13 protein-coding genes are annotated in these 12,229 nt (G+C 60.7%); all 13 read left to right on the forward strand.

The window, feature by feature from the left end:
* The first annotated feature begins 65 nt into the window (after nucleotides 1-65).
* The 13 genes from ccoN to fnr all read left to right on the forward strand — a co-directional run bounded on the left by ccoN (nucleotide 66) and on the right by fnr (nucleotide 12,171).
* Nucleotides 66-1,508, forward strand: a complete 1,443-nt coding sequence (gene ccoN / locus AC1DWG_RS07145; RefSeq protein ID WP_046041350.1) for a cytochrome-c oxidase, cbb3-type subunit I — start codon at nucleotides 66-68, stop codon at nucleotides 1,506-1,508.
* On the forward strand, nucleotides 1,508-2,116 hold the full coding sequence (ccoO, locus tag AC1DWG_RS07150) for a cytochrome-c oxidase, cbb3-type subunit II (protein ID WP_009042961.1): 609 nt from the start codon (nucleotides 1,508-1,510) through the stop codon (nucleotides 2,114-2,116). Before ccoN ends, ccoO begins: the two co-directional genes overlap by 1 nt.
* A gap of 5 nt (nucleotides 2,117-2,121) precedes the next feature.
* Complete coding sequence (locus AC1DWG_RS07155; protein WP_003175465.1) at nucleotides 2,122-2,307, forward strand: CcoQ/FixQ family Cbb3-type cytochrome c oxidase assembly chaperone; 186 nt, start codon at nucleotides 2,122-2,124, stop codon at nucleotides 2,305-2,307.
* On the forward strand, nucleotides 2,304-3,281 hold the full coding sequence (ccoP, locus tag AC1DWG_RS07160) for a cytochrome-c oxidase, cbb3-type subunit III (RefSeq protein WP_477753676.1): 978 nt from the start codon (nucleotides 2,304-2,306) through the stop codon (nucleotides 3,279-3,281). Before AC1DWG_RS07155 ends, ccoP begins: the two co-directional genes overlap by 4 nt.
* 187 nt (nucleotides 3,282-3,468) lie before the next feature.
* Complete coding sequence (locus AC1DWG_RS07165; RefSeq protein WP_477762607.1) at nucleotides 3,469-3,723, forward strand: type II toxin-antitoxin system Phd/YefM family antitoxin; 255 nt, start codon at nucleotides 3,469-3,471, stop codon at nucleotides 3,721-3,723.
* Entirely contained in the window at nucleotides 3,723-4,133 is a 411-nt protein-coding gene (locus AC1DWG_RS07170) for a PIN domain-containing protein (protein ID WP_477787556.1), read from the forward strand. The genes AC1DWG_RS07165 and AC1DWG_RS07170 overlap by 1 nt, the downstream gene beginning before the upstream one ends.
* A 205-nt stretch (nucleotides 4,134-4,338) precedes the next feature.
* On the forward strand, nucleotides 4,339-5,754 hold the full coding sequence (gene ccoG, locus AC1DWG_RS07175; RefSeq protein ID WP_477787557.1) for a cytochrome c oxidase accessory protein CcoG: 1,416 nt from the start codon (nucleotides 4,339-4,341) through the stop codon (nucleotides 5,752-5,754).
* 11 nt (nucleotides 5,755-5,765) lie between these two features.
* Nucleotides 5,766-6,305, forward strand: a complete 540-nt coding sequence (locus AC1DWG_RS07180) for a FixH family protein (RefSeq protein WP_477787558.1) — start codon at nucleotides 5,766-5,768, stop codon at nucleotides 6,303-6,305.
* Nucleotides 6,306-6,414: 109 nt separating this feature from the next.
* Nucleotides 6,415-8,865, forward strand: coding sequence for a heavy metal translocating P-type ATPase (locus AC1DWG_RS07185; RefSeq protein ID WP_477787559.1), 2,451 nt, complete (start codon nucleotides 6,415-6,417; stop codon nucleotides 8,863-8,865).
* Nucleotides 8,866-8,887: 22 nt separating this feature from the next.
* Nucleotides 8,888-9,106: a cbb3-type cytochrome oxidase assembly protein CcoS gene (gene ccoS / locus AC1DWG_RS07190; protein ID WP_477753681.1), complete on the forward strand. Its 219-nt coding sequence runs from the start codon at nucleotides 8,888-8,890 to the stop codon at nucleotides 9,104-9,106.
* Nucleotides 9,099-9,782, forward strand: a complete 684-nt coding sequence (locus tag AC1DWG_RS07195; protein WP_477787560.1) for a sulfite exporter TauE/SafE family protein — start codon at nucleotides 9,099-9,101, stop codon at nucleotides 9,780-9,782. The genes ccoS and AC1DWG_RS07195 overlap by 8 nt, the downstream gene beginning before the upstream one ends.
* 178 nt (nucleotides 9,783-9,960) lie before the next feature.
* Nucleotides 9,961-11,343 (forward strand): oxygen-independent coproporphyrinogen III oxidase, encoded by a 1,383-nt coding sequence (hemN, locus tag AC1DWG_RS07200; RefSeq protein ID WP_477762608.1) that lies wholly within the window; start codon nucleotides 9,961-9,963, stop codon nucleotides 11,341-11,343.
* 93 nt (nucleotides 11,344-11,436) lie between these two features.
* Complete coding sequence (fnr, locus tag AC1DWG_RS07205; protein WP_046041331.1) at nucleotides 11,437-12,171, forward strand: fumarate/nitrate reduction transcriptional regulator Fnr; 735 nt, start codon at nucleotides 11,437-11,439, stop codon at nucleotides 12,169-12,171.
* Nucleotides 12,172-12,229 lie beyond the last annotated feature (58 nt).

Consider the following 12,229-nt stretch of genomic DNA (forward strand, 5'->3'; position numbering starts at 1 on the left):
TGCTTTCTCCATACTTGCGGCCGATTTTTAATCCTAATAAAACACCCAAACCGTGGAACCTTAGAATGAGCACAGCAATCAGTCCGACTGCTTATAACTATAAGGTAGTCCGCCAGTTCGCCATCATGACGGTGGTCTGGGGGATCCTTGGCATGGGGCTCGGTGTCTTCATTGCCTCGCAACTGGTCTGGCCGGAGTTGAACTTCGGTCTGCCATGGACGAGCTTTGGACGCCTGCGCCCATTGCACACCAACCTGGTGATTTTCGCCTTCGGTGGATGTGCACTGTTTGCCACTTCTTATTACGTCGTGCAGCGAACCTGCCAAACGCGACTGATTTCCGACAGCCTCGCCGCCTTCACCTTCTGGGGATGGCAAGCGGTGATCGTCGGCGCGATCATTACCTTGCCGATGGGTTTCACCACCACCAAGGAATACGCGGAGCTGGAATGGCCCCTGGCTATTCTGCTGGCCATTGTCTGGGTCACCTACGGCCTGGTGTTCTTCGGCACCATCGTCAAGCGCAAGACCAAGCACATCTATGTGGGTAACTGGTTCTACGGCGCGTTCATCGTCGTGACAGCGATGCTGCATATCGTCAACCACATGTCGCTGCCGGTCAGCCTGTTCAAGTCCTACTCGGCCTACTCGGGCGCGACGGACGCGATGATCCAGTGGTGGTACGGCCACAACGCCGTGGGCTTCTTCCTGACCACCGGCTTCCTGGGCATGATGTACTACTTCGTGCCGAAACAGGCCGAGCGTCCGATCTACTCCTATCGTTTGTCGATCGTGCACTTCTGGGCACTGATCACCCTGTACATCTGGGCCGGTCCCCACCACCTGCACTACACCGCGCTGCCGGACTGGGCTCAGTCCCTGGGCATGGCGATGTCGATCATCCTGCTCGCGCCGAGCTGGGGCGGCATGATCAACGGCATGATGACCCTGTCGGGCGCCTGGCATAAGCTGCGCACCGACCCGATCCTGCGCTTCCTGGTCGTCTCCCTGGCGTTCTACGGCATGTCGACCTTCGAAGGCCCGATGATGGCCATCAAGACCGTCAACTCGCTGTCGCACTACACCGACTGGACCATCGGCCACGTACACGCAGGCGCCTTGGGCTGGGTTGCGATGATCTCGATCGGCGCCATCTACCACATGATCCCGAAACTGTTCGGTCGTGCGCAGATGCACAGCACCGGCCTGATCAACACCCACTTCTGGCTCGCGACCATCGGTACCGTGCTCTACATCGCCTCGATGTGGGTCAACGGCATCACCCAGGGCCTGATGTGGCGTGCAATCAACGACGACGGCACCCTTACCTACTCGTTCGTCGAAGCGCTGCAAGCCAGCCACCCGGGCTTCATCGTCCGTGCCCTGGGCGGTGCGTTCTTCGCCACCGGCATGTTGTTCATGGCCTACAACGTATTCCGTACCGTACGCGCCTCGAACCCGGCTGAAGCCAAAGCCGCCGAACAGATTGCCGTAGTTGGAGCTCACTGATGAAGCATGAAGCAGTCGAGAAGAATATTGGCCTGCTGGCCTTCTTCATGGTCATCGCCGTCAGCATCGGCGGCCTGACCCAGATCGTTCCGCTGTTTTTCCAGGATGTCACCAACAAGCCGGTCGAGGGCATGAAGCCCCGCACCGCCCTGGAACTGGAAGGCCGGGACGTTTATATCGCCAACGGTTGTGTCGGCTGCCACTCGCAGATGATCCGTCCGTTCCGTGCCGAAACCGAACGCTACGGCCACTACTCGGTCGCCGGTGAAAGCGTCTGGGACCACCCGTTCCTGTGGGGTTCCAAGCGTACCGGTCCGGACCTGGCCCGTGTCGGCGGCCGTTACTCCGATGACTGGCAGCGTGCGCACTTGTACAACCCGCGCAACGTAGTGCCCGAGTCGAAAATGCCGGCCTACCCGTTCCTCGTGGAAAACAAGCTCGACGGCAAAGATACCGCAAAAAAAATGGAAGTCTTGCGCACGCTCGGCGTCCCTTACACCGACGAAGACATCGCCGGCGCCAAGGATGCTGTGAAGGGCAAAACCGAAATGGACGCGCTGGTGGCCTATCTGCAAGGCCTGGGCACCATCATCAAAAGCAAACGGTGAATTAGATGGATATCGGGATGATTCGTGGCCTGGGCACCGTTGTCGTGATGGTGGCCTTCATCGGACTGGCACTGTGGGTGTTCAGTCCCAAGCGCAAGTCGGAGTTTGAAGACGCGACCTTGCTGCCTTTCGCGGATGATCCCGAAGCCATCAAGCACGTCGAGCAAGCTTCTAGGAGTAACAAAGAATGACTACATTCTGGAGTCTGTACGTCACAGTCCTCAGTCTCGGTACGATCTTTTCCCTGACCTGGCTGCTGCTGTCGACCCGCAAGGGCCAGCGCGCAGAGCAGACGGACGAGACAGTCGGGCACTCCTTCGACGGGATCGAGGAGTACGACAACCCGCTGCCGAAATGGTGGTTCATGCTGTTCGTGGGCACCATCATCTTCGCACTGGGCTACCTGGCGCTGTATCCGGGCCTGGGTAACTGGAAAGGCCTGCTGCCGGGTTACGGCTACCTCGACAACGAGAAGCAGACCCCGTTCGCCAACGGCCAGACCGGCTGGACCGGCGTTCACGAGTGGGAAAAGGAAATGGCCAAGTCGGACGCCAGGTTCGGTCCGATCTTCGCCAAGTTCGCTGCCATGCCAATCGAAGAAGTGGCCAAGGACCCGCAAGCCCTGAAGATGGGTGGCCGCCTGTTCGCCTCCAACTGCTCGGTTTGCCACGGTTCCGACGCCAAGGGCGCCTATGGTTTCCCGAACCTGACCGACGCCGACTGGCGCTGGGGCGGCGAGCCGCAAACCATCAAGACCACCATCATGGGCGGTCGTCACGCCGTGATGCCTGCATGGGCTGAAGTGATCGGCGAGCAAGGCGTGGCCGACGTGGCCGCGTTTGTCCTGACCAACCTCGATGGCCGCAAGCTGCCGGAAGGCACCAAGGCCGACCCGGTTGCCGGGCAGAAACTGTTCGCCACCAACTGCGTGGCGTGCCACGGTCCGGAAGGCAAAGGCACGCCAGCGATGGGCGCACCCAACCTGACTCACCCGGCAGCGTTCATCTACGGTTCGAGCTTCGCTCAACTGCAACAGACCATCCGTTACGGCCGTCAGGGCCAGATGCCTGCGCAAGAACAGCTGCAAGGCAACGACAAGGTTCACCTGCTGGCCGCTTACGTCTACAGCCTGTCTCACGGTGAGAAGGCAGCGGACGCCGAGTAAGGCAAACGCTTGAAGCAACAAAAAAAACGGCCCCGCCAATGTGAATTGGCGGGGCCGTTTTGTTTTTTCAGCGCTGATCTCTAGCGTACGGCGACCAATGGTAATGCCCTATGCCCTCTCTGAGGTTGTGGGGCGACACGCATAGTAGTAACGTTTCTACAAAGCAGCTTCAGGAGGGCCAACCATGATGGTCATCACCACAATTTCCAGCCGCGAATTCAACCAGGACACAAGTGGTGCCAAAAAAGCCACTCGCCAGGGGCCTGTTTTCATCACCGACCGAGGCAAACCGGCCCATGTACTGCTAAGCATTGAGGACTACCAAAAACTGACCGGCACCCACGCCGACATCGCCGAACTGCTGGTCATGCCAGAAGCAGCCGATATCGAATTCGAAACCGAGCGTGCCGTGATCAAACATCGCCCTGTGGATCTGTCCTGATGTTTCTACTCGACACCAACGTAATTTCCGAACTACGCAAACCCCAGGCTGATGCGAACGTCGTTGCGTGGGCCAAAAGTGTCATCGCTCCACGCATGTTCATTTYGGCTATTACCTTGAAGGAGCTGGAAACAGGCGTTCTACGAATGGAGCGTCGGAATCCCGCCCAAGGGAAAGTCTTGCGCACTTGGTTGAAGCATCACGTTATGCCAGCCTTCGACGCCCGAATCCTTCCGGTCGATGCCGCCGTAGCGATTCGCTGCGCCAGTCTGCATATCCCCGACAGAGCCAATGAAAGCGATGCCTTGATTGCGGCCACGGCGCTGGTTCATGGTTTGACGGTGGTCACACGCAATGTCGCAGACTTTCAGTCCAGCGGTGTACAACTGATCAACCCATGGGTCGAATGACCGGCGACATGCGTAAAACCGCCCATAATTCCCAAGTCAATTGATTCAAGTCATTACACCATCAAATGAATTTACCAAACGTGACCAAAGGTCGCACCCGCAGGCTAGAGCGACAGGCGTATCATTGAGCCACTGCAACACCCCTTTTTGACCGCGGTCGGCACGTACTGACCGAGGCACTCTTCCACTGCCGTGGGATGCAATGATGAGCAACCAGATTCCGGTACACGACGTCACTCCACCTGCCAAGAACTCGAACAACAGCGTCGACCTCTACGCCTCCAGAGAAAAAATCTACACCCGCGCCTTCACCGGCTTGTTCCGCAATCTGCGGATGACCGGCGGTGCCATGTTGTTTTTGCTGTATTTCGGCACGGTGTGGCTGAACTGGGGCGGTCATCAGGCCGTCTGGTGGAACCTGCCGGAGCGCAAGTTCTTCATTTTCGGCGCCACCTTCTGGCCCCAGGACTTCATTCTGCTGTCCGGCATGTTGATCATCGCCGCGTTCGGCCTGTTTTTCATCACCGTGTACGCCGGCCGAGTCTGGTGCGGCTATACCTGCCCGCAAAGCGTCTGGACCTGGATTTTCATGTGGTGCGAAAAAGTCACCGAAGGTGACCGCAACCAACGCATCAAGCTCGACAAGGCGCCGATGAGCGCCAACAAGTTCCTGCGCAAACTCAGCAAGCACACCCTGTGGCTGCTGATCGGCTTCGTCACCGGCATGACCTTCGTCGGCTACTTCTCGCCGATCCGCGAACTGGTGTTCGACTTCTTCACCGGCCAGGCGGATGGCTGGTCGTACTTCTGGGTCGGCTTCTTCACCCTCGCCACTTACGGCAACGCTGGCTGGCTGCGTGAACAGGTGTGCATCTACATGTGCCCGTACGCGCGCTTCCAGAGCGTGATGTTCGACAAGGACACCCTGATCGTTTCCTACGATCCGCGCCGTGGCGAAAGCCGTGGCCCGCGTAAAAAAGGCATCGACTACAAGGCTCAGGGCCTGGGTGACTGCATCGACTGCACCATGTGCGTCCAGGTCTGTCCGACCGGTATCGACATCCGTGACGGCCTGCAAATCGAATGCATCGGTTGCGCCGCCTGCATCGATGCCTGCGACGCCATCATGGACAAGATGGAATACCCGCGCGGGCTGATCAGCTACACCACCGAGCACAACCTGTCCGGGCAGAAAACCCATAAACTGCGCCCGCGCCTGATCGGCTATGCCGTGGTGCTGCTGGCGATGATCAGCTTGCTGGCGACGGCATTCTTCATGCGTGCGCTGGTGGGTTTCGATGTCAGCAAGGACCGCGTGCTGTACCGCGAGAACGCCGAAGGCCGGATCGAAAACGTCTACAGCCTGAAAATCATGAACAAGGACCAGCGCGACCATATCTACGTGCTCGAAGCCTCTGGCCTGCCGGATCTCAAATTGCAGGGCCGGCGCGAGATCAAGGTCGCGGCCGGCGAGATCGTCAGCCAGCCTGCCGAGCTGTCCGTCGCGCCGGAAAAACTGCCGTCGAGCACCAACGAGGTGAAATTCATCCTCAAGGATGCCGATGACGACAGCGTCCACATCGAAGCCAAGAGCCGGTTCATCGGCCCACAAAATCGTTGAGAGAACTGAACATGCCCGCAGCAACTGCCGCAAGCCCCTGGTACAAGCACCTCTGGCCGTGGATCATCATCGGGATCCTGGCCTGCTCGGTGGCCCTGACCTTGTCCATGGTGACCATCGCGGTGAACAACCCGGACAACCTGGTCAACGACAACTACTACGAGGCTGGCAAAGGCATCAACCGCTCCCTCGACCGTGAGCTGCTGGCCCAGACCCTGAAAATGCGCGCCAGCGTTCATCTCGATGGCGTGACCGGCGAGGTTGACCTGCGCCTGAGCGGCGAGAGCCAGCCCAAGACCCTGGAGCTGAACCTGATCTCGCCGACCCAGCCGGAAAAGGATCGCAAGATCATCCTGGCCCGCAGCGAAACCGAACAGGGCCGCTACATCGGCCAGTTGAGCGACAAGATCGAAGGCCGGCGCTTTATCGAGTTGCTCGGCACCCAGGACGACCACATCTGGCGCATGTTCGAAGAGGAACCGGTCAGCCATGACAAGGATCTGCTGCTAGGCGACGAACCCCTGCAAGGTGCCGAAGACCTGAAGAAATAATGTTTGCGCTTCGCGCTTCGCTGGCAAGCCAGCTCCTACAGGATCACACGAATCTGCGTAGGAGCTGGCTTGCCAGCGAAGAGGCCCATCCAGTCACCATAGATTGCCCATGACCACCCCACTCCCCTGCTACCACTGCGCCCTGCCCGTCCCGGCCGGCAGCCGCTTCATCGCCGTCGTGCTCGGGGAGTCCCGCGAATTCTGCTGCCCGGGTTGCCTGGCCGTGGCCGAAGCCATCGTCGCCGGCGGTCTGGAAAGCTATTACCAACACCGCAGCGAAGCCTCGGCCAACCCCGAAGCCCTGCCGGTGCAAATGGTGGATGAACTGGCGCTGTACGACCGCGCCGATGTGCAGCAGCCCTTCGTTCGCCACGACGGCGACCTCGCCGAAACCACACTATTGATGGAAGGCATCAGTTGCGCCGCCTGCGGCTGGCTGATCGAAAAACACCTGCGCACTTTGCCTGCCGTAGCCGAGGCGCGCCTGAACCTGTCCAACCATCGCCTGCACGTACGCTGGGCCGATGGGCAATTACCCCTGAGCCAGGTCCTCGGTGAACTGCGTCAGATCGGTTACGCCGCACACCCGTATCAGGCCGACCGCGCCAGCGAACAACTGGCCAGCGAAAACCGCCTGGCCCTGCGCCAGCTCGGGGTGGCCGGGCTGCTGTGGTTCCAGGCGATGATGGCAACCATGGCCACCTGGCCTGAATTCAACATCGATCTCAGCCCCGAACTGCACACCATCCTGCGCTGGGTCGCACTGTTCCTTACCACCCCGATCGTGTTCTACAGCTGCGCGCCGTTCTTCAAAGGCGCCATGCGCGATCTGCGTACCCGCCACCTGACCATGGACGTTTCGGTGTCGCTGGCCATCGGCAGCGCCTACATTGCCGGGGTCTGGACGTCCATCACCGGGGTCGGCGAACTGTATTTCGATGCCGTCGGCATGTTTGCCCTGTTCCTGCTGGCCGGGCGTTATCTGGAACGACGCGCCCGCGAACGCACCGCCGCCGCCACCGCGCAGCTGGTGAATCTATTGCCCGCCTCGTGCCTGCGATTGACACCTGACGGCCAGAGCGAACGCATTCTGCTCAGTGAACTGCGTATTGGCGATCAGGTGCTGGTTCATCCGGGCGCCATTCTTCCGGCTGACGGCAAGATCCTCGACGGCCAGTCGAGTGTCGACGAGTCGTTGCTGACCGGCGAGTACCTGCCGCAACCCCGCACCCTCGGCGACGCGGTCACCGCCGGCACAATGAACGTCGAAGGCGCACTGACCGTCGAGGTCCAGGCCCTGGGCCAGGACACTCGCCTCTCAGCCATCGTTCGCCTGCTCGATCGTGCCCAGGCCGAAAAACCGCGCCTGGCGGAAATCGCCGACCGCGCCGCGCAATGGTTCCTGCTGTTGTCGCTGATCGCCGCCGCCGCGATTGGCCTGCTGTGGTGGGAGCTGGACTCATCGCGGGCCTTCTGGATCGTGCTGGCGATGCTCGTGGCGACCTGCCCGTGCGCCTTGTCACTGGCGACGCCCACCGCTCTCACCGCCGCCACCGGCACCTTGCACAAACTTGGCCTGCTATTGACGCGTGGCCATGTGCTCGAAGGCCTGAACCAGATCGACACGGTGATTTTCGACAAGACCGGCACCCTCACCGAAGGGCGCCTGGCGCTGCGCTCAATCCGCCCTCTCGGCACGCTCGACAGCGATCGATGCCTGAGCCTCGCCGCCGCCCTGGAAAATCGCTCCGAACACCCGATCGCCCGTGCTTTCGGACGCGCGCCGATGGCTGCCGAAGAAGTCCACAGCACACCGGGCCTCGGCCTGGAGGGGCTGGTTGAAGAGCGACGCCTGCGCATCGGCCAACCTCGCTTCGTCTGCGAACTCAGCGGCGCCATGGTGCCGTCGATGCCCGAAGAGGCTGGCCAATGGCTGCTACTCGGCGACAGCCAGGGGCCGCTGGCCTGGCTCGTCCTCGATGATCGCTTGCGTGCCGATGCGCCCGCGCTGTTGGCCGCGTGCAAGGCGCGTGGCTGGCGCACGCTGTTGTTGTCCGGCGATAGCTCACCGATGGTCGCCAGCGTGGCGGCGGAACTGGGTATCGACGAAGCCCGTGGCGGCTTGCGTCCGGACGATAAACTGCAAGTCCTGCAACAACTGCACAAAGAAGGACGCAAGGTGTTGATGCTGGGTGACGGGGTCAATGACGTGCCGGTGCTGGCGGCTGCGGATATCAGCGTCGCCATGGGCTCGGCCACCGATCTGGCAAAAACCAGTGCCGATGCCGTGCTGCTGTCCAACCGCCTCGACGCGCTGGTGCAAGCCTTCAGCCTGGCGCGGCGCACCCGTCGGGTCATTATCGAGAACCTGTTGTGGGCCGGGCTGTACAATGGCCTCATGTTGCCCTTCGCCGCCCTCGGCTGGATCACTCCGGTCTGGGCGGCGGTGGGCATGTCGATCAGTTCGTTGACCGTGGTGTTGAACGCGCTGCGCCTGACTCGCATGCCGAGCGCGCCCGCCCACTGCGCCACGCCAGAAACCCGCCCGCTGCCGGCCTGAGCCGTGTGGGCATGGAGTCCAGATGCCAGCTCTTTACGTGATGATTCCCGCTGCGCTGCTGATCGTGGCCATCGCCGTCTATATCTTCTTCTGGGCAGTGGACAGCGGTCAGTACGACGACCTCGACAGCCCGGCCCACAGCATCCTGTTCGACGACCAGGACCCGAACCACACTGCTGCCGTGGATGAGGCCAGCGGCCAACCGGCCAAGCCGCAAGACAAGGCCCCGCCCCATGCTTGAATTGGCGCCACTGCTGGTGTCTGCGGTGATCCTCGGTTTGCTCGGCGGCGGCCATTGCCTGGGCATGTGCGGCGGCTTGATGGGCGCGCTGACCCTGGCAATTCCCAAGGAACAACGCAGCCGCCGCTTTCGCCTGCTGCTGGCCTACAACCTGGGACGGATTCTGAGCTATGCCTGCGCCGGACTGCTGATCGGCCTGGCCGGATGGGCCGTGGCCAGCAGCCCGGCTGCGATGTTCCTGCGTATCCTCGCCGGCTTGCTGCTGATTGCCATGGGCCTGTACCTGGCCGGCTGGTGGAGCGGCCTGACCCGTATCGAAAGCCTCGGTCGCGGCTTGTGGCGGTATATCCAGCCAGTCGCCAACCGGTTGCTGCCTGTGTCGAGCGTTCCGCGTGCGCTGCTGTTGGGCGCGCTCTGGGGCTGGCTGCCGTGCGGTCTGGTCTACAGCACCTTGCTATGGTCGGCCAGCCAGGGCAACGCGCTGGACAGCGCATTGTTGATGCTCGCGTTCGGGCTCGGCACCTGGCCGGTGCTGCTGGCGACAGGCCTCGCCGCCGAAAGGGTGACAGCACTGTTGCGCAAGCGTAGCGTGCGCATGGCGGGTGGATTGCTGGTGATGTTGTTCGGCATCTGGACGCTGCCGGGGCCGCATCAGCATTGGTTGATGGGGCATTAAAAGCAAAAGATCGCAGCCTTCGGCAGCTCCTACAGGGATCGCGTACATCTGTATGAGCTGCCGAAGGCTCGGGCCGCGTTCGGACGATCTTTTGATCTTGATGTAAATCAAGATGCCCCACCCCGCCCTCGCATAAAGTGGCTGACACTGCCAGCCTATCCGGGGGAATGCCCGCATGATGCTCGACGCCATTCGTTGGGACACCGATCTGATCCGCCGTTATGACCTGGCGGGACCACGCTATACCTCGTACCCGACCGCCGTGCAATTCAACAGCCAGGTCGGCACCTTTGACCTGCTTCATGCTCTGCGCGACAGCCGCAAGGCTCAACGCCCCTTGTCGCTGTACGTGCACGTGCCGTTCTGCGCGAACATTTGCTATTACTGCGCCTGCAACAAGGTCATCACCAAGGATCGCGGCCGGGCGCAGCCGTATTTGCAGCGCCTGGAACAGGAAATCCAGTTGATCGCCTGCCACCTCGACCCCACGCAGAAAGTCGAGCAACTGCACTTCGGCGGCGGCACGCCCACCTTTCTCAGCCACGACGAACTGCGCCAGTTGATGGCGCATTTGCGCAAACACTTCCATTTGCTGGACGACGACTCCGGCGACTACGGCATCGAGATCGACCCCCGTGAAGCCGACTGGTCGACCATGGGCCTGCTGCGCGAACTGGGTTTCAATCGGGTCAGCATCGGCCTGCAAGACCTCGACCCGGCGGTTCAGCGAGCGGTCAATCGCCTGCAAAGCCTGGAAGAAACCCGCGCGGTGATCGATGCGGCCCGCACCTTGCAGTTTCGTTCGATCAATATCGACCTGATCTACGGCCTGCCGAGACAGACGCCGGAGAATTTCGCCCGCACCGTCGAAGAGGTCATCCACCTGCAACCGGACCGGTTATCGGTGTTCAACTACGCCCACCTGCCGGAACGCTTCATGCCGCAGCGGCGCATCAACAGCAATGAGCTGCCGACACCCGCGCAGAAACTGGAAATGCTGCAGCGCACCATCGAGCAACTGATCACGGCCGGCTACCGCTACATCGGCATGGACCACTTCGCCCTGCCCGACGATGAGCTGGCGATTGCCCAGGAAGAATCGACCCTGCAACGCAATTTCCAGGGCTACACCACCCACGGTCATTGTGACTTGATCGGCCTCGGCGTGTCGGCAATCAGCCAGATCGGTGACCTGTACTGCCAGAACAGCAGCGACCTGACCGAGTATCAGAACGTTCTTGCCACATCGCAACTGGCCACCAGCCGCGGCCTGCTGTGCAATGCCGATGACCGGCTGCGGCGCGCGGTGATTCAGCAATTGATCTGCAATTTCAGTCTCGAATTCACTGACATCGAACAGGCCTTCAACATCGACTTTCAAGGCTATTTCGGCGATCTCTGGCCCCAGTTGCAAGACATGGCCAAAGACGGGTTGATCGAACTCGATCGCGACAGGATCACCATCCTGCCCGCCGGGCGACTGTTGGTGCGCTCGGTGTGCATGGTCTTTGACGCATACCTGGAACAACACGGCCGGCAACGGTTCTCACGGGTGATCTAGAGCGCTGCGACAAAAGTGCCACAGGCTGGCCCCAATGTCCTCGGGTGAGTTACCCTTACGTCTTATGTGTGAATTCCCACAAGGATTGAAGAAATGTCCGAGCCAGTAAAACTGCGCGCTCATAATCAAGCCCATTGCAAGGATTGCAGCCTGGCCCCTCTTTGCCTGCCACTTTCGCTGAATCTGGAAGACATGGATGCGCTGGACGAAATCGTCAAACGTGGCCGGCCGCTGAAAAAAGGCGAATTTCTGTTCCGTCAGGGCGATACCTTCGATTCTGTCTACGCAGTCCGTTCCGGCGCCCTCAAGACCTTCAGCCTGAGTGACACCGGTGAAGAACAGCTCACCGGTTTCCACCTGCCCAGCGAACTGGTCGGCTTGTCGGGCATGGACACCGAAAAGCACCCGGTGTCGGCACAAGCCCTGGAAACCACCTCGGTGTGTGAAATTCCTTTCGAACGCCTCGACGAACTGGCCCTGCAATTGCCGCAGTTGCGCCGTCAGTTGATGCGGGTGATGAGTCGCGAAATCCGTGACGACCAGCAGATGATGCTGCTGTTGTCGAAAAAGACCGCCGACGAACGCATCGCCACCTTCCTGGTCAACCTCTCGGCACGTTTCCGCGCCCGGGGTTTTTCCGCCAATCAATTCCGCCTGAGCATGTCGCGCAACGAGATCGGCAACTACCTGGGCCTGGCGGTGGAAACCGTGTCCCGGGTCTTTACCCGCTTCCAGCAAAACGAACTGATTGCGGCAGAAGGCAAGGAAATCCGGATTATTGACCCGATCCAGCTTTGCGCCCTGGCCGGTGGCTCGCTGGAAGGCTGAAACAAAACGTTGCGGCTGCGCGAAACGGTTCAGCCGCCGTTATACTGCGTCGTTTGCA

This window comes from Pseudomonas sp. P4_B3, assembly GCF_056402295.1.

Bases quoted from the DNA above. Each gene is read 5' to 3' on its own strand.
- ccoN (WP_046041350.1), top strand. From the start codon at position 66: ATGAGCACAGCAATCAGTCCGACTGCTTATAACTATAAGGTAGTCCGC.
- ccoO (WP_009042961.1), top strand. From the start codon at position 1,508: ATGAAGCATGAAGCAGTCGAGAAGAATATTGGCCTGCTGGCCTTCTTC.
- AC1DWG_RS07155 (WP_003175465.1), top strand. From the start codon at position 2,122: ATGGATATCGGGATGATTCGTGGCCTGGGCACCGTTGTCGTGATGGTG.
- ccoP (WP_477753676.1), top strand. From the start codon at position 2,304: ATGACTACATTCTGGAGTCTGTACGTCACAGTCCTCAGTCTCGGTACG.
- AC1DWG_RS07165 (WP_477762607.1), top strand. From the start codon at position 3,469: ATGGTCATCACCACAATTTCCAGCCGCGAATTCAACCAGGACACAAGT.
- ccoG (WP_477787557.1), top strand. From the start codon at position 4,339: ATGAGCAACCAGATTCCGGTACACGACGTCACTCCACCTGCCAAGAAC.
- AC1DWG_RS07180 (WP_477787558.1), top strand. From the start codon at position 5,766: ATGCCCGCAGCAACTGCCGCAAGCCCCTGGTACAAGCACCTCTGGCCG.
- AC1DWG_RS07185 (WP_477787559.1), top strand. From the start codon at position 6,415: ATGACCACCCCACTCCCCTGCTACCACTGCGCCCTGCCCGTCCCGGCC.
- ccoS (WP_477753681.1), top strand. From the start codon at position 8,888: ATGCCAGCTCTTTACGTGATGATTCCCGCTGCGCTGCTGATCGTGGCC.
- AC1DWG_RS07195 (WP_477787560.1), top strand. From the start codon at position 9,099: ATGCTTGAATTGGCGCCACTGCTGGTGTCTGCGGTGATCCTCGGTTTG.
- hemN (WP_477762608.1), top strand. From the start codon at position 9,961: ATGCTCGACGCCATTCGTTGGGACACCGATCTGATCCGCCGTTATGAC.
- fnr (WP_046041331.1), top strand. From the start codon at position 11,437: ATGTCCGAGCCAGTAAAACTGCGCGCTCATAATCAAGCCCATTGCAAG.